The sequence below is a fragment of the Streptomyces sp. NPDC012510 genome, from assembly GCF_042955065.1.
Taxonomy (GTDB): domain Bacteria; phylum Actinomycetota; class Actinomycetes; order Streptomycetales; family Streptomycetaceae; genus Streptomyces.
This window is the reverse complement of record NZ_JBIBEN010000002.1, coordinates 510348-531778: the sequence shown is the minus strand read 5'-3', so window position 1 is coordinate 531778 and position 21431 is coordinate 510348. Positions and strand designations below refer to the sequence as shown.

The window sequence follows — 21431 nt, the reverse complement described above, 5'->3', positions numbered from 1 at the left end:
GGCAGCCGGTTTGACCACGCACGCACCGCAGGCGGCGCAGGCCGTGACCCTGCCCGGCTCGCTGGACGAGGCCGTGGCGGCCCTCGCCGCCATGCCCTGGGCTGTTCCGGTGGCGGGCGGCACGGACCTCATGGCCGCGGTCAACTCGGGGCAGCTCAGGCCTGCCGCGCTGGTCGGCCTCGGCAAGATCAGCGAGATCCGCGGCTGGCAGTACCAGGACGGACACGCCTTGCTCGGCGCCGGGCTGACGCACGCCCGGATGGGGCGCCCGGACTTCGCGGCGCTCATTCCGGCGCTCGCCGCCGCCGCGCGCGCCGCCGGACCACCACAGATCCGCAACGCCGGCACCCTCGGCGGCAACATCGCGACGGCCGCCCCCACCGGGGACGCGCTGCCCGTGCTCGCCGCCCTGGAGGCCACGCTGATCATCGCGGGCTCGGGCGGGGCCCGCCGTGAGATGCCCGTCTCGCACCTGCTGGCCGGCATGGAGATGCTGCGCCCCGGCGAACTCATCGGCTTCGTGCGCGTGCCGCTGCTGCACGCCCCCCAGGTCTTCCTGAAGGCCACCGGGCGCACCGGCCCCGGCCGCGCGGTCGCCTCCGTCGCCCTCGTCCTCGACCCCGCCCGGCGCGGGGTGCGGTGCGCCGTCGGAGCCATAGCGCCGATGCCGCTGCGCCCGCTGGACGCCGAGGCGTGGGTCGGTCAGCTCATCGACTGGGACGGTGAGCGCACCCTGGTGCCCGAGGCGCTCCAGGCCTTCGGCGAGTACGTCGCCGCCGCATGCATCCCCGACCCGGCCCCCGAGGTCGACGGCTCCGTACCACCGCTTCCGCCCGCCGTACTGCACCTGCGGCGCACCGTCGCCGCGCTGGCCCGACGAGCACTGGGGAGGGCACTGTCGTGACCGACGACCAGCACGGAGAGGGCACCCCGCAGCAGGGGGGCCAGAGCGGCTGGGAGCGACTGCCGCAGGGCGACTACGACGACGGCGCCACCACCTTCGTGCAGCTCCCGGAAGGGGGCATCGACGCGCTCCTCGCCGCCGACAGCCCGCTGGCCGCGCCCGGTCACGGCTATGTGCCGCCGCAGATAACGTCGAACCTCGGCCACACGGCGAACACGGCCCACACCGCCGGGACCGACCCGTCGACCCCGGGCGAGTGGGCGATGCCCGCCGAGGGCGCCCACTGGCACGACCCCAACGCCGGACAGCCGCAGCCCCCGACGCAGGACGGGTTCACGTACAACCCCGGCTCGACCGGGCAGTGGACGTTCGAGGAGCCGGCCGCACAGGAGAACACCGCTCCCGGTCATGACGTGACCGGTGAGTGGTCGATTCCGGTCGCCGGGGGTGATCTTCCGGACGAATCCGGGGAGTTCAGCGCCTCGGCCCTCGTCGAGCAGTGGGGCGGCACCCCGCCCGCCACTCTCCCCGGCGGCGCCCCCGCGCCCTGGGCGACCGAGCAGATCGGTACGGCGTGGACCGCCCCGCCGCCCACCCGGCCCGAGGAGCACCGGACCGACGGGCGCGAGGCCGGCGAGCACGGAGTCGGCGAGCACGGGATCGATGCGCGTGGGGCCGAAGCGCACGGACCCGGGTCGCACGCGGTCGAGGACCGTGGGCCCGGGGGCGGCGCGCCCGGCGTGCCCCAGGAGACCCCGGAAGCCCCTGGGGCGCCCTCCGAGGCCCCTGGGGGGCCGTACGGCGAACCGGCCCCCGAGAGCGCCGGGGAGGCCCCCGAGGCCGCCCAGGAGCCCGCTGAGCCGATCGGTGAGGGCGATACTGCGGCCGAGGGCCGCGAGGAGTCGGAGCCGGCGTCCGAGGAGCCCGGTACCGCCGAGGCCTCCGACGCCGAGGCGGAGGGGGAGCCGGCCCCGGCCGAGCAGCCCCTCGCGCCCCCGCACGACGACCACCCCCTCGCCTCGTTCGTCCTGCGCGTCAACGGCACCGAACGGCCCGTGAGCGACGCCTGGATCGGAGAGTCGTTGCTCTACGTGCTGCGCGAGCGCCTCGGCCTCGCGGGCGCCAAGGACGGCTGCTCGCAGGGCGAGTGCGGCGCCTGCAACGTGCAGGTCGACGGCCGGCTCGTGGCGTCCTGCCTGGTCCCCGCCGTCACCGCCGCGGGCAGCGAGGTGCGCACCGTGGAGGGCCTGGCCGCCGACGGACAGCCCTCGGACGTGCAGCGGGCCCTCGCCCGGTGCGGCGCCGTCCAGTGCGGTTTCTGCGTGCCCGGCATGGCGATGACCGTGCACGACCTGCTCGAGGGCAACCCCGCGCCCACCGACCTGGAGACCCGCCAGGCCCTCTGCGGCAACCTCTGCCGCTGCTCCGGCTACCGGGGCGTGCTCTCGGCCGTCCGCGAGGTCGTCGCCGAACGCGAGGCGCACACCACCGCCGAGAACGAGACCGGCGCGGACACCGAAGAGGCCCGCATCCCGCACCAGGCGGGCCCCGGCGCGGGCGGCGTGAACCAGGCGGCGTACGACTCCCAGGGAACGCCACCTCAGACACCGCACGACCCCGACCAGTCCTACGGCGGCCAAGGGCTGTCGTTCACCGGTCAGGACGACTCGTACGGCGGTCAGAACCAGTCCTTCGGTGGCCAGGGCGACACGTACGGCGGTCAGGGCCAGTCGTTCGAGGGCCAGGGTGACACGTACGGCGGTCAGGGCCAGTCGTTCGAGGGCCAGGGTGACACGTACGGCGGTCAGGGCCAGTCCTTCGGTGGGCAAGGCGACACCTACGGGGGCCAGGGCCAGTCGTTCGTTGGCCACGGTGACACGTACGGCGGTCAGGGCCAGTCCTTCGACGGGCAGGGCGACACCTCGTACGGCGGTCAGGACCAGTCCTTCGGCGGTCAGGACCAGTCCTTCGGTGGCCAGGGCGACACGTACGGCGGCCAGGACCAGTCCTTCGAGGGCCAGGACGACTCGTACGGCGGTCAGGGCCGGTCGTTCGGCCAGGACGGAGGCCAGGCGTGAGCAACGAAACCGTCATCGCGACGCCCGTGAGCCCCGGGGAGGCCGCACCGGCCCCGGAGCCGTTGCCGCACGGTCTGGGCGTGTCCCTGCCGTCCGCCGACGCGCGCGCCAAGTCGGAGGGCACCTTCCCCTACGCGGCCGACCTGTGGGCCGAGGGCCTGCTGTGGGCCGCCGTGCTCCGCTCGCCCCACCCGCACGCGCGCATCGTGTCCATCGACACGTCCCACGCGCGTGAGATGCCCGGCGTACGGGCCGTCGTCACCCACGAGGACGTGCCGGGCGTCACCCTGCACGGGCGCGGCAAGGCCGACCGGCCCCTGTTCGCCTCCGAGGTCGTGCGCCACCACGGCGAGCCCATCGCCGCCGTCGCCGCCGACCACCCGGACACCGCGCGGATGGCCGCCGCCGCCGTCATCGTCGAGTACGAGGTACTCGACCCGGTGATCGACCCGGAGCAGGCCTTCGAGGCCGAGCCCCTGCACCCCGACGGCAACCTGATCCGGCACATCCCGCTGCGCCACGGCGACCCGAACGCGGCCGGCCAGATCGTCGTCGAGGGCCAGTACCGCATCGGCCGCGCGGACCCGGCCCCCATCGGAGCCGAGGCCGGCCTCGCCGTGCCCCGCCCCGACGGCGGCGTCGAGCTGTACGTGGCCTCCACCGACCCGCACGCCGACCGCGACGCGGCCGCCGCCTGCTACGGCCTGGCCCCCGACCGCGTCAAGATCGTCGTCACCGGAGTCCCCGGTGCCACCGCCGACCGCGAGGACCAGGGCTTCCAGCTTCCGCTCGGCCTGCTCGCCCTGAAGACCGGCTGCCCCGTCAAGCTGACGGCCACCCGCGAGGAGTCCTTCCTCGGCCACGCCCACCGCCACCCCACCCTGCTGCGCTACCGCCACCACGCGGACGCCGAGGGCAAGCTGGTCAAGGTCGAGGCGCAGATCCTGCTCGACGCGGGCGCGTACGCCGACACGTCCTCGGAGGCCCTGGCCGCCGCCGTCTCGTTCGCCTGCGGCCCGTACGTCGTCCCCAACGCCTTCATCGAGGGCTGGGCGGTACGGACGAACAACCCGCCGTCGGGCCATGTGCGCGGCGAGGGCGCGATGCAGGTCTGCGCCGCGTACGAGGCCCAGATGGACAAGCTGGCGAAGAAGCTGGGCCTCGACCCGGCGGAACTGCGCATGCGCAATGTGATGTCCACCGGTGACGTGCTGCCGACGGGCCAGTCGGTGACCTGCCCGGCCCCGGTCGCCGAACTGCTCCAGGCGGTGCAGGAGTTCCCGCTCCCGGCGCTGCCCAAGGACACCCCCGAGGAGGAGTGGCTGCTGCCCGGTGGCCCCGAGGGCGCGGGCGAGCCGGGCGCGGTCCGCCGGGGCGTCGGCTACGGCCTGGGCATGGTCCACATGCTCGGCGCCGAGGGCGCGGACGAGGTCTCCACCGCCACCGTTAAGGTCCACGACGGCATCGCGACCGTGCTCTGCGCCGCCGTCGACACCGGCCAGGGCTTCTCCACCCTGGCCCGGCAGATCGTGCAGGAGACCCTCGGTATCGACGAGGTCCACATCGCCCAGGTCGACACCGACCAGCCCCCGGCCGGCGCGGGCTGCCGGGGCCGTCACACCTGGGTCTCCGGTGGCGCGGTCGAGCGCGCGGCCAAGATGGTCCGCACCCAACTGCTCCAGCCGCTGGCGCACAAGTTCGGCATGTCCACCGAACTGCTCCAGATCACCGACGGCAAGATCACGTCGTACGACGGCGTCCTGTCCACCACCGTCGCCGAGGCGCTGGACGGCAAGGAACTGTGGGCCACCGCCCAGTGCCGCCCGCACCCCACCGAGCCGCTGGACGACGCCGGCCAGGGCGACGCGTTCGTGGGCATGGCCTTCTGCGCGATCCGGGCCGTGGTCGACGTCGACATCGAACTCGGCTCGGTACGGGTGGTGGAGCTGGCCGTCGCCCAGGACGTGGGCCGGGTCCTCAACCCGGCACAGCTCGACGCGCGGATCGAGGCGGGTGTCACCCAGGGCGTCGGCATCGCCCTCACCGAGAACCTGCGCACCCCCCGCGGTCTGATCCGCCACCCCGACCTGACCGGCTACGCCCTGCCCACCGCCCTCGACGCCCCCGACATCCAGATCGTCAAACTGGTGGAGGAGCGTGACGTCGTGGCCCCCTTCGGGGCGAAGGCGGCCAGTGCGGTGCCGGTGGTCACGTCTCCGGCGGCCATCGCGGCGGCGGTGCGGGCGGCCACGGGCCGTCCCGTGAACCGCCTGCCGATCCGGCCCCAGGCGGCGGTGGTGACGGGGGCGTAGGCGGCCCCGGGAGCGGCCGTTCCAGGTGCCTCTTCGTACCTGTTCGAGCTTGTTCACGCGTACGTCGGGCGTTGTCAGTGGGGCGGCGTATGGTTCTTGGCGGTGGGAACGACAACCGTTCGGCGGCTGTGGAGGTCTCACCGGGGGAAGCGCGCTGCGAACCATGTGCTGGGGGGAGCCATGAGCACTATGACGATGGGGACCATGGGCCTGACGGACCTGAACAACCTGAACAACCTGAACGACCTGGACGCCGTGAACCGACTGAACGACCTGGCGGTGCTGACCGGAGGGCCGGTCACCCGCTCGGGCCTGGCGCTGGACCTGCCCGCCCGGCTGCTCGACGAGGAGTTCGGCCAGAGCAAGGTGTGGTGCTTCGAGGACTTCGACTTCCCGGCCACGCTCACCCACGAGCCGACCCGCCGCTTTCTGCGGGACATGGGCCTGCCCGAGGACCACGGCTTCTTCGAGCTGGACACGGACGTCCCGCTCCCGACTCTCGCCGAGTACTACGCGGGCGAGCGGCCCGACTTCCCCATCGAGCAACTCCCGCCCCGGGCAGCCCACTTGATTCGCCTCGGCCACTTCGTCGAGGGCAACAGCCTTGTGGTCGACGGTGCCACCGGCGCCATCCTCAACTGGAGCGAGCCGGAGTCGACCCTCTGTCCGCTGAACGCCGACCTCTCCACTCTCGCCTTCAAGCTGTGGCTGCTGCACCGCGAGAAGCGCGAGGGGACGGCGTCGGGTTGCTGGGTCGAGCGCCTGCGCAACGAGGCCTGCGCGGAACTCTGACCCGCAGGGCCGTGCATGCGAGCCCGCCACGGCACACGACGATGGGCCGACCGCTGGAGATGCGGTCAACCCGTCGTCGTACGGAGGCCGCGGCGGGATTCGAACCCACGTAACTCGCTTTGCAGGCGAGTCCCTAAGCCACTCGGGCACACGGCCGGGTCGGGAGCTTGGGGCCGGTGGGCTTGTCGCTCCGAACTCGATGTGTCGACCGTAGGCAGGCTCGGGTCGGGGCTCAAGGGTGGTGGGGGTGCTGCAACGGGACTGCCATACGCCGTTCATAGTCTTCAGGGACGGAGGGCGTACGACCAAGGTCCTGGGGGGTGGGGGACTTTGGACAGGGGCGAAAGGCTGTCGTGCCCCTTACGCTGGCTCGCATGGCCGATTCCGAACCGCGTGGCACGGATGTCACGCAGAGCCCTGCCCCGACGCCGGTCGCCGACGGTGAGGAGAGCGTGCTGAGCCGCTCCTACCGGGGGCTCAGTATCGGGATCGTCTCGGTCGTGCTGCTTATCGCGTTCGAGGCCATGGCGGTCGGGACGGCCATGCCGGTCGCGGCGCGGGAGCTGGACGGCATCTCGGTGTACGGGTTCGCGTTCTCGGCGTACTTCACGACGAGTCTGTTAGGGATGGTGCTGGCGGGGCAGTGGGCGGACCGGCGGGGGCCGCTGGGGCCGCTGACGGCGGGGATCGGTGCCTTCGCGGCCGGGCTGGTGCTGTCCGGGACGGCCGGAGCGATGTGGCTCTTCGTCCTCGGGCGGGCCGTGCAGGGGCTCGGCGGCGGACTGGTGATCGTCGCGCTGTACGTCGTGGTCGGCCGGGCGTACCCGGAGCGGCTGCGGCCCTCGATCATGGCGGCCTTCGCGGCCAGTTGGGTCATCCCCTCCGTGGTCGGTCCGCTCGCCTCGGGCGCGGTGACGGAACAGCTGGGCTGGCGCTGGGTGTTCCTGGGGATCCCGGCGCTGGTGCTCCTGCCGCTGGGGCTGGCGCTGCCGCAGATACGGCGACGGGCTGCAGGGCCGGTCGATTCCGCTGCCGGGAGGGGCACTTCAGCCTCCGCCTCAGCCTCTGCCCCTTCCCTCTCCTTCGACCGCCGTCGTATCCGGCTCGCCTTCGGTATCTCGCTCGGGGCCGGACTGTTGCAGTACGCGGCTCAGGACCTGCGGTGGTGGTCGCTGGTGCCGGCGGTCGCGGGGGCCGGACTCCTCGTACCGGCCGTGGCGGGGCTGTTGCCGAGGGGGACGTACCGGGCGGTGCGGGGGCTGCCGTCGGTGGTGTTGCTGCGGGGGGTGGCGGCGGGCTCGTTCGTGGCGGCCGAGTCGTTCGTGCCGCTGATGCTGGTGACCCAGCGGGGGCTGTCGCCGACGCTCGCCGGGTTCTCGCTGGCGGCCGGTGGGGCGACCTGGGCGCTGGGGTCGTGGGTGCAGGCACGGGCGCGGGTGGAGCCGTACCGGGAGCGGCTGATGACGGTGGGGATGGTGCTGGTCGCGGCGGCGATCAGCACGCTGCCAGGGGCGCTGGTCGACTCCGTTCCGGTGTGGATCGTGGCCGTCGCCTGGGCCTTCGGGTGCTTCGGGATGGGGCTCGTCATCTCCTCCACCAGCGTGCTGCTGCTCCAGCTCTCCGCCCCGGAGGAAGCGGGCACCAACTCCGCCGCGCTGCAGATCTCCGACGGGCTCACCAACGCGCTGCTCCTCGCGGCGGGGGGCGCCGCCTTCGCCGCGCTGGGCGGTGGAGCGGTCGGTCACGCGGCCACCACGACGACCGGCGCGGCGTCCCACCCGGCCGCCTTCGTGGCGGTGTTCCTGCCGATGGCGGGGGTGGCGTTGGTGGGGGCTTGGGTGACGACGCGGTTGCGGGCTCGCTAGCTGAAGCTGGTACCGATGTGACCCCACCCGGTGGTACCGTTTTGGTATGGCTATGAACCTGCGTCTCCGCGATGACCAGACGGAAGCCCTGAAGCTGCGCGCCGAGGAGGAGGGCACGAGCATGCACGCCATACTGCTGAGGGCCGTGGACGACTACCTGGCCAGGACGGCTCACGAGGCGCTGGTCCGCAAGGCCGCCAAGGAGCAGACCGTCAAGTGGGCGGAGCTGCTGGAGCGGCTGAAGTGAGCTGTGTCTACCTCTCGGCCGAGGACGTCCTGGCCATCGCCGAACACGCAGTGGATGACCAGGCCGTCGTCGTGCGCGATGCCGGCCTGCTGGAATCCGCCGTGCACCGCCCATCGGCCGCGATGTTCGGGCAGGAGGCCTACACCGACCTGTTCGACAAGGCGGCGGCGCTGTTGCAGTCGCTGGCGATCAACCACCCTTTCCTGGACGGGAACAAGCGCACGGCCTGGGTGTCCTGCGTCGTCTTCCTCGCGATGAACGGGGTGCAGTTGCGGCCGGACATCGATGCGGCGGAGCGCCTGGTCATCGCCGTCTCCACCGGTACTCTCGACGAGGTCAAGGTCATTTCCGAGGCGCTGCGGGACCTGGCCGAGTAGCGATGTGACCTCGGTCCCATCCTCGGACGCCCCGGCGCAGTCCGCGTATGGGCACGGCCGGGCCGCCGGTAGGGTGGCCCGGTTGTCAGACGTAGCCGGGGTGTCCGTGTCGCTGCGCGAGTCGCCCGGGGCTACCCGCCGAGCCGCCCGCCCGTCGCCCACCACCGCCCTACTCGACGCGCTACGCGCGGCCCCTTCGATTCCACCCAGACCGGAGACCGTGACTACCACCGCCACCTCCTCCTCGAACCACCACCTCTCGCCCGCCTTCCCGGGCCGTGCCCCCTGGGGTACCGCCAGCAAGCTGCGCGCCTGGCAGCAGGGGGCGATGGAGAAGTACATCCAGGAGCAGCCGCGGGACTTCCTCGCGGTCGCCACCCCGGGCGCCGGTAAGACGACCTTCGCGCTGACGCTCGCGTCCTGGCTGCTGCACCACCATGTGGTGCAGCAGGTGACGGTCGTGGCGCCCACCGAACACCTGAAGAAGCAGTGGGCCGAGGCCGCCGCGCGGATAGGGATCAAGCTCAACCCCGAGTACAGCGCGGGACCGCTCGGCAAGGAGTACGACGGCGTCGCGGTCACCTACGCGGGTGTGGGCGTGCGGCCCATGCTGCACCGCAACCGCAGCGAGCAGCGCAAGACCCTGGTGATCCTGGACGAGATCCACCACGCCGGTGACAGCAAGTCCTGGGGCGAGGCATGCCTGGAGGCGTTCGAGCCCGCGACCCGCCGCCTCGCGCTCACCGGTACGCCCTTCCGGTCCGACACCAACCCCATCCCCTTCGTCACGTACGAGGAGGGCGCGGACGGCATCCGGCGGTCCTCCGCCGACTACACCTACGGCTACGGCAACGCGCTCGCCGACAACGTCGTGCGGCCCGTCATCTTCCTCTCCTACAGCGGCAACATGCGCTGGCGCACCAAGGCGGGCGACGAGATCGCGGCCCGCCTCGGCGAACCCATGACCAAGGACGCGGTCAGCCAGGCCTGGCGTACCGCGCTCGATCCGCGCGGCGAGTGGATGCCGAGCGTGCTGCGCGCCGCCGACCAGCGGCTCACCGAGGTCAGGAAGGCCATCCCGGACGCGGGCGCCCTCGTCATCGCCACCGACCAGGACTCCGCCCGCGCCTACGCCAAGCTGATCCGGGAGATCACGGGGACCAGCGCGACGGTCGTCCTGTCCGACGACGCCGGCGCCTCCGACCGCATCGACGAGTTCAGCCACAACACCGACCGGTGGATGGTGGCCGTGCGGATGGTGTCCGAGGGGGTCGACGTGCCCCGGCTGGCCGTCGGGGTCTACGCCACCACCATCTCCACGCCGCTCTTCTTCGCCCAGGCCGTCGGGCGGTTCGTGCGGTCCCGGCGACGCGGCGAGACCGCGTCCGTGTTCCTGCCCACCGTGCCCGATCTGCTCACCTTCGCCAACGAGATGGAGGTGGAGCGGGACCACGCCCTCGACAAGCCGAAGAAGGAGGGCGAGGAGGACCCGTACGCCGAGGAGGAGAAGCTCCTCGCGGAGGCGGAGAAGCAGCAGGACGAGGACACCGGCGAGCAGGACATGCTGCCCTTCGAGGCGCTCGAGTCCGACGCCGTGTTCGACCGGGTCATGTACAACGGCGCCGAGTTCGGCATGCAGGCCCACCCGGGGAGCGAGGAGGAGCAGGACTACCTCGGGATTCCGGGGCTGCTGGAGCCCGACCAGGTGCAGTTGCTGCTGCAGAAGCGGCAGGCGCGACAGATCGCGCACAGCCGCAAGAAGCCGGACGCGGAGGCCGATCTCGTCGAGCTTCCCGCCGACCGGCGGCCGGTCGTCACGCACAAGGAACTGCTGGAGCTGCGCAAACAGCTCAACAGCATGGTCGGCGCTTACTCCCACCAGTGCGGCAAGCCGCATGGCGTCATCCACACCGAGGTACGGCGGGTGTGCGGTGGGCCGCCGAGCGCCGAGGCCACGGCCGGGCAGCTGCGGCAGCGGATCGCCAAGGTGCGGGAGTGGGCCACCCGGATGCAGTGAGGCGCGCCCGCGGCGGCGGGGCGCTGGGCGAGACGTGTGTGCACTGAGTCAGGCGCGCCGACGGCCGCGTGCGCTGGGTGGGGCGCTGTGCGCGCCGGGCGAGGCACGCTCGTACATATCGCGACAAACGGAAATAGTCCCTACCGGTCGCTGACCGGATTCTGGACGGAGTCTTCCGCTGAGCGAACCGGCTCGTCTACTGTCCCGCTACGCAAACGCCCCGTGGCAGCGCCGCCGCGGAGCGCAGCCGTGAAGCGACTCCGCCCGGATTGTCCGGGTTCAGCCGATCGGCGGCCTCTGTAGCGCGTCGCCGAACGGGACCGGTGACGCATCAGCCGTCACAGGGGTCGCCGCCCTCACCAAGAAGGAGTGGGCGTCGTGACCGCGGAGACCTCTCAGACGCTTGATCGGGGACTGCGTGTCCTCAAGCTGCTGGCCGACACTGATCACGGGCTGACCGTCACCGAGCTGTCCAACAAGCTCGGGGTCAACCGGACCGTGGTGTACCGCCTGCTCGCCACTCTGGAGCAGCACTCCCTCGTACGACGTGACCTGGGCGGACGTGCTCGGGTCGGGCTCGGGGTGCTGCGGCTCGGACGGCAGGTGCATCCCTTGGTACGGGAGGCCGCGTTGCCCGCGCTGCGGTCGCTGGCCGAGGACATCGGGGCGACGGCCCATCTGACGCTGGTCGACGGGACCGAGGCGCTGGCCGTCGCGGTCGTCGAGCCGACGTGGACGGATTATCACGTCGCGTACCGGGCCGGGTTCCGGCACTCGCTGGACCGGGGGGCCGCGGGGCGGGCGATCCTGTCGGGGCGGCAGCAGCCGGGGGACTGGCCGGGGTACGCGCTCACGCACGGGGAGCTGGAGGCGGGGGCGAGTGGGGCCGCCGCGCCGTTGCTCGGGGTGAACGGGGTCGAGGGCAGTGTGGGTGTGGTGATGCTGGCGGACGCGGTGCCGGAGAGGGTGGGGCCGCGGGTGATGGACGCGGCCCGCGAGGTGGCCGACGCGCTGCGCTGAGTTGTCGGCCGGCCCCACCGCCCCACCCGTACGACTGCCCCTGGCTACACGGCGGGGCAGGCCTCCAGCCAGTCCAGCAGGTGCTTCGTGAAGATGTCCGGCCGTTCCATGTTGGCGTAGTGGCCGGTGCCCTCGATCGAGAGGGCGTTGCCCTCGCCCGCGACCGTGGTGACCAGGCGTTCGGCCATGGCGATCAGGTCGGGGGCGTCCAGGGCGCCGTTGACGGCGAGGGTGGGGACGGTGATGCCGGCGGCGCGGGCCCAGGTGTCCGTGACCGGGACGTGCCAGTCCGCCTCGCCGACGCTGTGCTTGAGGGCGGTGGCGCGGCTCATCTCCCGTACCCGCCGGACGATGTCGGGGTCCACCTCGTCGACCTCGCGGTGCGGACCGGCGACGGCCTCGGCGACCACGTCGAGCCAGCCCTCGAGGTCGCCGGCCATCAGCGTGCCGTAGTACCGGGTGACGCTGTCCTTGGTCCAGGGGTCCGTGTACTCGGGCTCGCTGGTGCCGACGCCGCTGACGACGAGGGCGCGTACGAGCTCGGGGTGTTCCAGCGCCGTGTCGACGGCCGTGCCGCCGCCCATCGACATGCCGACCAGGACCGAGGGGCCGGTGTCCAGGTGGCGCAGTAGCGCGGCGAGGTCGTCGGTGAAGCGGAACGGCTTGCTCGCGTTGGCGGAGGAGCCGTGCCCTCGCGCGTCCGGGGCGATGACGCGGTGACCGGCCGCCGCCAGGGCGGGCACCAGGTCGCGCCACATGGTGTGGTCCGTGAAGCCGCCGTGCAGCAGCACGAGCGGGGCGCCGGAACCGGTGTCCTGGTAGACGAGGGGGCCGTCGTCGGACTGGAACGTGCGTGTGAGGACCTGCGAGGCATCAGTCATGACAACCAAGGTGTCATGTTGTCGAGAAGATGACAACCCAGTTGTCATTTGTGTGGTGCGGGGGAGTGTGGAAGACAATGACCCCGTGACAGAGACCAATGAGCCGCTGCCGCCCGACGCGCTCGCCGGGCGGCTGTCCGAGGTGTTCGCCGTCCTCGGTCCCCTCTATCGGCGGACGACCCGCGCCCTGGAGCTGAAGGAGCAGAAAGAGGGATTCCCCGTCGGTGTGCGCGCGGTCCTGGAGCTGTTGCGCATGGGCGGGCGGCCCATGACCGTGCCGCAGATGGGGCGCACTCTGGCGCTGAGCAGGCAGTTCGTGCAGCGGATGGTCAACGAGGCGGCGGGGCGGGACCTCGTCGAGGCGATCCCCAACCCCACGCACCAGCGGTCCTCCCTGATCCGGCTCACCGACACCGGCCGGGCGACCATCGACGCGCTGGTCGCCCGGGAGCGTGTCCTGCTGGAGCGGGCGAGCGGTGACCTCACGGAGGCCGACGTCGACGCCTGCGTACGGGTGCTGACGCGCATGCTCGCCCTGTTCGAGGACGTCGACGTCAACTGAGGCCCCGCCCCACCCGCCCCACCCGCCCACGGCGTCGCGCCCCACCCCCCGCGACGGACCGGCCCCTGGCCGGAACCATCCCTCACGTTAGATTGATCCCGTGCTCTCTCGCCTCTCCAGCCTTTCGCGTCCCGTGGCCGTAGCCGTATGCGCCCTGCCCGTCGTGGGGCTGCTGACCACGGCGGCGTTCGCGCCGTTGCCCTTCTCCGTGGCACAGCCGGGGATGACGGCGAACGTGCTGGGTGAGAACAAGGGGGACCCGGTGATCACGATCACCGGCGCGGAGACCCGACGGACGAGCGGCCAGCTACGCATGACGACCATCGAGGCGACGGGGCCGTCCGCCCGCGTCGGCCTGGATGACGTGCTCGACGGCTGGTTCCGTACGGACCAGGCGGTCATGCCGCGCGACGCGGTGTACCCCAGCGGTGACACCGTCGAGGAGATCCAGGAGTACAACGAGGCCGAGATGAAGGAGTCCCAGGACACCGCCACCGAGGCGGCCCTCGCCTACCTCGGCGAGGACTCCGGCGACATCAAGGTCACCCTGCGCCTCGCCGATGTCGGCGGCCCCAGCGCGGGCCTGCTCTTCTCGCTCGGCGTCATCGACAAGCTCGACGGCGACGGCAGCGGCGGTGACCTCACGGGGGGCCGCGTCATCGCCGGTACCGGGACCATCGACACCTCCGGCAAGGTCGGCGCGGTCGGCGGCGTCACCCTCAAGACACAGGCCGCCCACCGCGACGGCGCCACCGTCTTCCTCGTCCCCGAGGCCGAGTGCGCCGACGCCGAGGCCGAACTGCCCGAGGGCATGCGGCTCATCCCGGTGACGACCCTGAAGGGCGCGGTCGGCTCGCTCGTGGCACTGGAGACGGGCAGGGGCAAGGTCCCGAGCTGCTGAGCGGAGTACCTCCCCGGGGAGGCACTCCCGAAGACGCCCGTTGCCTGCCGCATCACACTAGGTCGCCGCCTCCCGGTCCTGCGCCGCCTGTTCCACCAGCGGGATGATCCGCAGCGGGACGGGGTTCTCCATGACGATCGCCGTGGCGGCCCGGACGATGCCGTCGAACCCGACGACCCGGTCGATCACCCGCTGCAGATCGGCGTTGGAACGGGCCACGAGCCGGCACAGCATGTCCCCGCTGCCGGTGGTGGTGTGCAGCTCCAGCACCTCCGGAACGGTCGCCAGGTGTGCCCGTACGTCCGCTCCCTGACCCTGTCTGATCTGCAGCGTCGCGAACGCCGTGACCGGGTAGCCGAGCGCGGCCGGGTCCACCTGGGGCCCGAACCCCCGGATGACCCCGTTCGCCTGAAGTCGGTCGAGCCGCGCCTGCACCGTGCCCCGCGCGACCCCCAGCCGCCGCGACATCTCCAGCACCCCGATCCGTGGCTCCCGGGCCAGCAGGACGATCAGCCGACCGTCCAGATGATCGATCGCCATGAGGCCTCCCGTGGTGGTCATCCTGTACAGAACCCATGCGTTCAGTGGCGTTCGGCTGAACAGATTGCCCAGTGAACACGCCAACTATTGCGCACCTTGTGGGTACGGGAGGAGCCTGCGGCCATGACGCAGACCACACACCACGTCCCCGACACCGCACGGCAGGCAGACCCCTTCCCGGTCAAGGGAATGGACGCTGTCGTCTTCGCCGTGGGCAACGCCAAGCAGGCCGCCCACTACTACTCCACCGCGTTCGGCATGCGCCTCGTCGCCTACGCCGGCCCCGAGACCGGCAGCCGCGAGACCGCGAGCTACGTCCTCGAGAACGGCTCGGCCCGGTTCGTCCTCACCTCGGTCGTCAAACCCGCCACCACCTGGGGCCACTTCCTCGCCGAGCACGTCGCCGAGCACGGCGACGGAGTGATCGACCTGGCCATCGAGGTCCCGGACGCCCGCCGCGCGTACGCCTACGCCATCGAGCACGGCGCCCGGTCCGTCACCGAGCCGTACGAGGTGAAGGACGAGCACGGCACGGTCGTCCTGGCCGCGATCGCCACGTACGGCACGACCCGGCACACCCTCGTCGAGCGCACCGGCTACGACGGCCCCTACCTCCCCGGCTACGTCGCCGCCGACCCCGTCGTCGAACCGCCGGCCCAGCGCACCTTCCAGGCCATCGACCACTGCGTGGGCAACGTCGAGCTCGGGCGCATGAACGAGTGGGTCGGGTTCTACAACCGCGTCATGGGCTTCACGAACATGAAGGAGTTCGTGGGCGACGACATCGCCACCGAGTACAGCGCGCTGATGTCCAAGGTCGTCGCGGACGGCACCCTGAAGGTCAAGTTCCCCATCAACGAGCCCGCCGTCGCCAAGAAGAAGTCGCAGATCGACGAGTACCTGGAGTTCTACGGCGGTGCGGGCGTCCAGCACATCGCCCTCAACACCAACGACATCGTCCGGACCGTACGGACGATGCGGGCGGCCGGGGTCGAGTTCCTGAACACCCCCGACTCGTACTACGACACGCTGGGGGAGTGGGTCGGCGACACCCGCGTCCCCGTGGAGACCCTGCGCGAACTGAAGATCCTGGCCGACCGCGACGAGGACGGCTATCTGCTGCAGATCTTCACCAAGCCGGTCCAGGACCGGCCGACGGTCTTCTTCGAGATCATCGAGCGGCACGGGTCCATGGGCTTCGGCAAGGGCAACTTCAAGGCGCTGTTCGAGGCGATCGAGAGGGAACAGGAGAAGAGGGGCAACCTGTGAGGGGCGCCCGGTAGCTCGGGGGCGCGAGCTCGAGGGCGACCGCGCCCCTGCATTTCAGGGGCGCCGGGAACTGCGTGAGACGCCCCACCGGGCCGCAGTCGCCCCCGCCCCCGCCCCCGCCCCCGAACCTCCGAGCTGTTACGCGCCTACCCCACCCACCGCGAAGTACGGATTCAACCGCCGCGCCTCCTCCAGGTGCCGCCGCCCCGCCGCCTCCAACCCCACCGCCCGCTCGATCACCCCCCGGTGATAGGCGTAAGCCGCACTCCGCACCTCCCCACCCCGCGCCCGATCCGTAGCCCGTCGCGCGAACCCCAGCGCCTCCGCGTCCTCCCCGGCCCGATGCAACGCCCACCCCAACGCATCGGCCACCCGCAACCCCGGCTGCCGCTCCCACTCCGCACGGAGCACCCGCACCGCCACCTCCGGATCACCGTGGTCCGCCTCCAGCGCACCGAGGACGAGCGACTCGTTCACCCCGGCCGCGGCCGACCGCGCCACCAGCGCACGCACGACGCCGTACTGCTTCCGCGCCGCCTTCGCCCGCCCCAGCGACTCGTACAACTCGCCCAACCGCAGCGCCACCTGCGCCGACGGCCGCCGCGACAGCGCCGCCCGGTACGCCCGCACACCCTGCGCCGTACGCCCCAGCGCGGCCAGCGCCCGCCCCCGGCAGGCATCGGCGTCCGGCTCACCCCCGGCGACCAGCCGCCCCGCCACCTCGCAGTACCGCAACGACTGCTCCGGCTCCCCCCGCTCCCAGGCCAGATCCCCGGCCCGCACCGACCACGCCGCCCCCTCGACGGCCGTCACCCCGGACGTGCCCCGCCCGGCCTGTCCACGCGCACCCGACCGCGTCCCCGGAACCGACGCCACCACGTCCGCGAGCGCCGCCGCCGCGTCCTCCCGCCGCCCCTGGTCCCAGTAGACCTGCGCGGCCCGCGCCCGCGCCGCCGGGCCCGAGTGCAGGGCCAGCAGCTTCTCCAGGGTGCCGCGCACCGCCTCGTACCGGCCGAGCCCGTCGTACGCATCCATCAGCAGCGCGTACGAGGTCCAGCGCTTCGGCGCCACCCGTACGGCCTCCTCGCCCCACCTCTTCGCCGACCGGAAGTCCCGGCGGGTGTTCGCGAGCGCCGTGAGCCCTTCGAGGGCGTCGGCGTTGCCGTGCGGCCGGAGCCGCAGGGAGGTGCGCAGCGCCCGCTCGGCCCGCGGGTAGTCGGTGACGACGCCGGTCCGCCGGCCCCGTTCGACGTACGCCGCGCCGAGGTCCGCCCAGGCCGCGTGATCACGTGGCCGCTCTCGCACCCGAGCCTCACCTTCCCGCACGCGGGCGCCCACCTCGGCCGGTGTGCCGAGCCCTCCGCCCGTCACCCCGGCCGACGCCTGCCCCTGGGCCCCCGCCGCACCCACGACCCGAGCCTCCCGCCGGCCACCGTCCTCGTCCCCGCCCAGCGGAAGCAGCGTCAACACACCGCCCAGCGCGAAACACCCGACGACAGCCCCGACCACCTGCCGCCCCCGCAGGCGCCCACGTGCCGCCCGCGCCAGCCGCTCCTCGTTCTCCACAGACATGCCGCTCACTGTGCGTCAATACGACGACCACATCCCGTACCCCCGAACGCTCGCGTCGACGGGTTCACACCGATGGCCGTGAGTGCGATCCTGTGATCATGAGCCGTAGCCGAGCCCCGCTCAGCGAAGACGCTGTGACGACCGGCAGCCTCGTCGACCGTCTGCTGAGCGGCCTGCCGCCGGAGGCCGTCCTCGTCGATCCGGACGTCACGGCCTCGTACGCGAACGACATGGCGAGCTTCTGCGAGGCGGGGGCCCCGGCGGCCGTCGTCCTGCCCCGGACCGTCGAACAGGTGCAGCACGTCATGCGCGTCGCCACGGACCTGCGCGTCCCGGTCGTCCCGCAGGGCGCCCGCACCGGCCTGTCCGGCGGCGCCAACGCCTCCGACGGCTGCATCGTGCTGTCCCTGACCAGGATGGACCGCATCCTGGAGATCAACCCCGTCGACCGCGTCGCCGTCGTCGAACCCGGCGTCGTCAACGCGGCCCTCTCCCGCGCGGTCGGCGAACACGGCCTGTACTACCCGCCCGACCCCAGTAGCTGGGAGATGTGCACCATCGGCGGGAACATCGGCACCGCCTCCGGCGGCCTGTGCTGTGTGAAGTACGGGGTGACCGCCGAATACGTCCTCGGCCTGGACGTCGTGCTCGCCGACGGCCGACTGATGTCCACCGGCAGACGGACCGCCAAGGGCGTCGCCGGATACGACCTCACCCGGCTCTTCGTCGGCTCGGAGGGCTCGCTCGGCATCGTCGTCCGCGCGATCCTCGGCCTCCGGCCACAGCCGCCCCAACAGCTTGTGCTGGCGGCGGAGTTCGCGTCGGCGGCCGCCGCCTGCGACGCCGTGTGCCGGATCATGGCCGGCGGACACGTCCCCTCACTGCTCGAACTGATGGACCGCACGACGGTGAAGGCCGTCAACGACCTGGCCCACATGGGCCTGCCGGAGACGACCGAGGCGCTGCTGCTCGCCGCCTTCGACACCCCGGACCCGGCTGCCGACCTGGCGGCCGTGGGGGAGTTGTGCGAGGCCGCGGGCGCCACGCAGGTCGTACCGGCGGACGACGCGGCGGAGTCCGAACTGCTGCTCCAGGCCCGCCGGTTGTCCCTCACCGCGCTGGAGGCGGTGCGCGGTGTGACGATGATCGACGACGTGTGCGTGCCCCGCTCCCGGCTCGGCGACCTCATCGAAGGCGTCGAGCGGATCGCCGAGAAGCGACAGCTCACCATCGGCGTCGTCGCGCACGCGGGAGACGGCAACACCCACCCCACCGTCTGCTTCGACGCGGCGGACCCCGACGAGTCCCGGCGCGCCCGCGCGTCCTTCGACGAGATCATGGCCCTCGGTCTGGAACTCGGCGGCACGATCACCGGCGAGCACGGCGTGGGCATCCTCAAGAAGGAGTGGCTGGCGCGGGAGATCGGCCCGGTGGGGATGGAGATGCAGCGGGCGGTGAAGGCCGCCTTCGACCCGCTGGGCATCCTCAACCCGGGAAAGCTGTTCTGATCCCGGCGAGGCGTTCGTCGCCCGACTGCACGTCACCGGGCGAGGAGTTCCGCCAGGCCGTCGTCGATGCGCAGCATCTCGAACTCGGCGCCCGGCGGAACCACCCGCAGCGTCCGCTCCAGCCACGCCGACACGGCGGCGGCCGGCGCTTCGAGCAGCGCGTCCCCGTCCGGAGAGCTGAGCGCCATCAGCACGACGCTCCGGCCCGACACCTTCGTCGGCCACACCCGCACATCCCCGTGCCCGCAAGGCCGGAACACCCCCTCGACGAGCAGCTCCCGCGCGAACGTCCAGTGCACCGGCCGGTCGGAGTGGATGTGGAAGGTGATGTGGACGGCGTACGGGTCGTCGCCGCGGTAGCCGAGCTTGGCCGGCACGGGGACGCTGCGCTCGGGCGACAGAACCAGGTTGAGCTCCAGCTCGCGTTCCACGACGGTGTGCCGCATGGTGATCGTTCCTCTCTCGTACGGAGCCTGTCGTACGGGCCCGGCGACGGGCCCGTACGAGTGAGAGCGGCCAAGGGCCCGTAGCATTACGCGGCTTCGCGAAACTTTTTTCCGACGAGCGCGCCGACCGGCTTCCGCCACCCGACGGCCCTTCCCTCCCGTAGCAGATCCGTGCCCGAATGGGGCGGGTCCGGCGGCAGCGGTCATGGGACTTGTCGGCGTCTGGTAGATGTGGACCCCCCCAACCCGACCCACGAGCAGATACGGGACGACGGACATGAGCGCCCCAACCCCGGCCCCCGGTGACGACAGGCCCCGCGAAGGGTATTACCCGGACCCGTCCATTCCTGGATATGTCCGGTACTGGAACGGCGCCTCCTGGGTGCCGGGTACGAGCCGTCCGGCGCCCTCCGACGGCGAACCGCTCGCCCCGCCGCCCGGCTCCGGCTCGTCCGGCGCCGTGGAGGAGACGGGCCCGCACTTCTTCGACGAGGACCCCGCGCCCGCCGGCGACGCGGCCCGCCCCGCCTCCGACAACGCCCTGCACGGCTCCCGCCCCGAGCCCGCCTCCGCCTGGGGCGCCGACCGCTCCCGCCAGACCGGCTTCGGCGGCGACAAGGACCGCCGGGTCTCCTGGGGTTCGCCCCCGGGCGCCGATCCGCGCGACCCCCGGATGTCCCTCGCGGCCGACACGGGTGACGACAGCGGCGACACCGGCGACACCGGCGGCTCCGGTGACTTCGTCGGCGCCAGTGACTCCGGACGTACCGCGAGCACGGACGGCACGGCGACGATCCCGCCGGCGGGCACCGACGACGACGCCGGGGCCACGCCTGGCACGGTGGTCTTCCGCCGCCCGAACACGTCCGGCACGCCCGGCGCATCCGGCGCATCCGGCACGCCCGGCACGCCCGGTCGTCCCCGGCCGGGCGAGGGCGCGGAACCGGTGCAGTCCGAGGGCACCATGACGTTCCGTCCGTCGGCCGCGCGCACGGGACAGCAGGACGGGGCCGCGAGCGCCGCTCCCGCCGCTTTCGGCGCGCCCCTGACCAGCGCCCAGGCCGCCGCCCAGCAGGCCCTGGGGCTCGCCCCGCAGTCCTCCGCGCCCACCACGGCACCGTCCGGACCTCAGCAGGGACCGCAGAGCCCTCCGGCCGCCCAAGGACCTCAGCAGGGACCGCAGTCGGAGGTCACGGCCCCGGCCGCCGCCGCTCCCGCAGCCCCAACGACGCCCGCCGCTCCCGTCGTCCCTGCCACTCCCTCCACTTCTTCCGCGCCCTCCGCTCCGTCCGCCCCCGTCACCCCGACCACCCCGGCTCCACGGCAACCGCGGTCACAGCAGCCCCAGTTCGGCGGCGTCTTCCCCCAGCAGGCCACATCCACTCCCCAGGTCCCGCAGGTCCCCCAGGCCCCGCAGCCTTCGCCCGGCGTGCCCCCACAGGCGACCCCCCGGCAGTCGGCCGACACCCCCATGGCCGTCGGAGCCGGCGGCGGGCAGCCCTCCTGGGCCCAGCAGGTGCACCGGCTCGCCGGGGGTGAGGCGGAGCAGCCGGTCGCGCCCTGGAAGCCGGTGGTGGAGGACCCGTTCCAGGCGGCGGCCCGACGGCAGTCGGAGGCTCGCCCGGCGGGGCTCGGCAGACGGCTGACCGCCCGGCTCGTGGACAGCCTGGTCGTGGGCGCCGCCACGGCCGGGGCCGCCGTGCCGTTCGGCACCAAGGCGATCGACCACATCAACGAGAAGATCGACGCCGCCAAGCTCTCCGGCGAGAAGGTCACCGTCTGGCTGGTCGACGGCACGACCTCCGTCTATTTCGGGATCATCCTCGGCGTCCTGTTCCTCGTCAGCGCCCTCTACGAGGTGCTGCCCACCGCCAAGTGGGGCCGCACCCTCGGCAAGAAGCTGGTCGGTATCGACGTCCGGGACATCGAGGGCCACGAGCCGCCGTCGTTCGGGGCCTCCCTGCGCCGCTGGCTCGTCCACACCGTGACCGGTTTGCTCGGCATCGGCGTCGTCGGCGTCCTGTGGTGTCTGATCGACAAGCCGTGGCGCCAGTGCTGGCACGACAAGGCGGCCCACACGTTCGTGGCGAGCGAGTAGCCGTACCCCGGACGGCCCCGTGCCGGATGCGGAGCCGGGGGG

The 21431-nt window shown here is 72.5% G+C and carries 18 protein-coding genes and 1 tRNA gene; 14 read left to right on the top strand and 5 right to left on the bottom strand.

Annotated features, from left to right (window positions below):
* Nucleotides 1-10: 10 nt before the first annotated feature.
* The 4 genes from ACFY9I_RS05195 to ACFY9I_RS05180 all read left to right on the top strand — a co-directional run bounded on the left by ACFY9I_RS05195 (nucleotide 11) and on the right by ACFY9I_RS05180 (nucleotide 6086).
* Nucleotides 11-904, top strand: a complete 894-nt coding sequence (locus ACFY9I_RS05195; protein WP_390996832.1) for an FAD binding domain-containing protein — start codon at nucleotides 11-13, stop codon at nucleotides 902-904.
* Entirely contained in the window at nucleotides 901-2982 is a 2082-nt protein-coding gene (locus ACFY9I_RS05190; protein WP_390996829.1) for a 2Fe-2S iron-sulfur cluster-binding protein, read from the top strand. The genes ACFY9I_RS05195 and ACFY9I_RS05190 overlap by 4 nt, the downstream gene beginning before the upstream one ends.
* The gene (locus ACFY9I_RS05185) at nucleotides 2979-5294 is read left to right on the top strand and encodes a molybdopterin cofactor-binding domain-containing protein (protein ID WP_390996826.1); all 2316 of its coding nucleotides are present in this window, start codon (nucleotides 2979-2981) and stop codon (nucleotides 5292-5294) included. The genes ACFY9I_RS05190 and ACFY9I_RS05185 overlap by 4 nt, the downstream gene beginning before the upstream one ends.
* Nucleotides 5295-5474: 180 nt before the next feature.
* Nucleotides 5475-6086 (top strand): SUKH-4 family immunity protein, encoded by a 612-nt coding sequence (locus ACFY9I_RS05180; RefSeq protein WP_390996824.1) that lies wholly within the window; start codon nucleotides 5475-5477, stop codon nucleotides 6084-6086.
* Nucleotides 6087-6170: 84 nt separating this feature from the next.
* On the opposite strand, the gene ACFY9I_RS05175 is transcribed toward ACFY9I_RS05180, so the two are convergent.
* A tRNA-Cys gene (locus ACFY9I_RS05175) sits at nucleotides 6171-6242 on the bottom strand.
* Nucleotides 6243-6460: 218 nt separating this feature from the next.
* Between ACFY9I_RS05175 and ACFY9I_RS05170 the strand changes: the two genes are divergently transcribed.
* From ACFY9I_RS05170 to ACFY9I_RS05150, 5 genes are all read left to right on the top strand, one after another.
* A complete protein-coding gene (locus tag ACFY9I_RS05170; RefSeq protein WP_390996821.1) occupies nucleotides 6461-7951 on the top strand; it encodes an MFS transporter in 1491 nt (496 codons plus the stop codon).
* A gap of 46 nt (nucleotides 7952-7997) precedes the next feature.
* On the top strand, nucleotides 7998-8198 hold the full coding sequence (locus ACFY9I_RS05165; RefSeq protein WP_037710693.1) for a ribbon-helix-helix protein, CopG family: 201 nt from the start codon (nucleotides 7998-8000) through the stop codon (nucleotides 8196-8198).
* A complete protein-coding gene (locus ACFY9I_RS05160; RefSeq protein WP_390996819.1) occupies nucleotides 8195-8575 on the top strand; it encodes a type II toxin-antitoxin system death-on-curing family toxin in 381 nt (126 codons plus the stop codon). The genes ACFY9I_RS05165 and ACFY9I_RS05160 overlap by 4 nt, the downstream gene beginning before the upstream one ends.
* A 220-nt stretch (nucleotides 8576-8795) precedes the next feature.
* Complete coding sequence (locus ACFY9I_RS05155) at nucleotides 8796-10592, top strand: DEAD/DEAH box helicase family protein (RefSeq protein ID WP_390996816.1); 1797 nt, start codon at nucleotides 8796-8798, stop codon at nucleotides 10590-10592.
* A 378-nt stretch (nucleotides 10593-10970) separates the two neighbouring features.
* Entirely contained in the window at nucleotides 10971-11612 is a 642-nt protein-coding gene (locus tag ACFY9I_RS05150) for a helix-turn-helix domain-containing protein (RefSeq protein WP_390996814.1), read from the top strand.
* 44 nt (nucleotides 11613-11656) lie between these two features.
* Here the strand turns inward: ACFY9I_RS05150 and ACFY9I_RS05145 are convergent, their stop codons facing one another.
* Complete coding sequence (locus tag ACFY9I_RS05145) at nucleotides 11657-12493, bottom strand: alpha/beta fold hydrolase (protein ID WP_390996812.1); 837 nt, start codon at nucleotides 12491-12493, stop codon at nucleotides 11657-11659.
* 85 nt (nucleotides 12494-12578) lie between these two features.
* Here ACFY9I_RS05145 and ACFY9I_RS05140 point away from each other — a divergent pair, with 85 nt between their 5' ends.
* Both ACFY9I_RS05140 and ACFY9I_RS05135 read left to right on the top strand, forming a co-directional pair.
* Entirely contained in the window at nucleotides 12579-13055 is a 477-nt protein-coding gene (locus tag ACFY9I_RS05140; protein WP_390996810.1) for a MarR family transcriptional regulator, read from the top strand.
* 133 nt (nucleotides 13056-13188) lie between these two features.
* Entirely contained in the window at nucleotides 13189-13956 is a 768-nt protein-coding gene (locus tag ACFY9I_RS05135; protein WP_390996807.1) for a S16 family serine protease, read from the top strand.
* A 57-nt stretch (nucleotides 13957-14013) separates the two neighbouring features.
* Here ACFY9I_RS05135 and ACFY9I_RS05130 read toward each other — a convergent pair whose 3' ends face one another.
* Nucleotides 14014-14496, bottom strand: coding sequence for an Lrp/AsnC ligand binding domain-containing protein (locus tag ACFY9I_RS05130; protein ID WP_390996804.1), 483 nt, complete (start codon nucleotides 14494-14496; stop codon nucleotides 14014-14016).
* 123 nt (nucleotides 14497-14619) lie between these two features.
* On the opposite strand from ACFY9I_RS05130, the gene hppD reads away from it, so the two are divergent.
* Complete coding sequence (hppD, locus tag ACFY9I_RS05125) at nucleotides 14620-15765, top strand: 4-hydroxyphenylpyruvate dioxygenase (protein WP_390996803.1); 1146 nt, start codon at nucleotides 14620-14622, stop codon at nucleotides 15763-15765.
* A 138-nt stretch (nucleotides 15766-15903) separates the two neighbouring features.
* On the opposite strand, the gene ACFY9I_RS05120 is transcribed toward hppD, so the two are convergent.
* Complete coding sequence (locus ACFY9I_RS05120) at nucleotides 15904-17337, bottom strand: tetratricopeptide repeat protein (protein WP_390996800.1); 1434 nt, start codon at nucleotides 17335-17337, stop codon at nucleotides 15904-15906.
* A 92-nt stretch (nucleotides 17338-17429) separates the two neighbouring features.
* Here ACFY9I_RS05120 and ACFY9I_RS05115 point away from each other — a divergent pair, with 92 nt between their 5' ends.
* Nucleotides 17430-18845 (top strand): FAD-linked oxidase C-terminal domain-containing protein, encoded by a 1416-nt coding sequence (locus ACFY9I_RS05115; RefSeq protein ID WP_390996798.1) that lies wholly within the window; start codon nucleotides 17430-17432, stop codon nucleotides 18843-18845.
* Between the two features lie 32 nt (nucleotides 18846-18877).
* Here the strand turns inward: ACFY9I_RS05115 and ACFY9I_RS05110 are convergent, their stop codons facing one another.
* A complete protein-coding gene (locus tag ACFY9I_RS05110; RefSeq protein WP_390996796.1) occupies nucleotides 18878-19291 on the bottom strand; it encodes an SsgA family sporulation/cell division regulator in 414 nt (137 codons plus the stop codon).
* Between the two features lie 277 nt (nucleotides 19292-19568).
* On the opposite strand from ACFY9I_RS05110, the gene ACFY9I_RS05105 reads away from it, so the two are divergent.
* On the top strand, nucleotides 19569-21389 hold the full coding sequence (locus tag ACFY9I_RS05105) for an RDD family protein (protein ID WP_390996794.1): 1821 nt from the start codon (nucleotides 19569-19571) through the stop codon (nucleotides 21387-21389).
* Nucleotides 21390-21431: the final 42 nt, after the last annotated feature.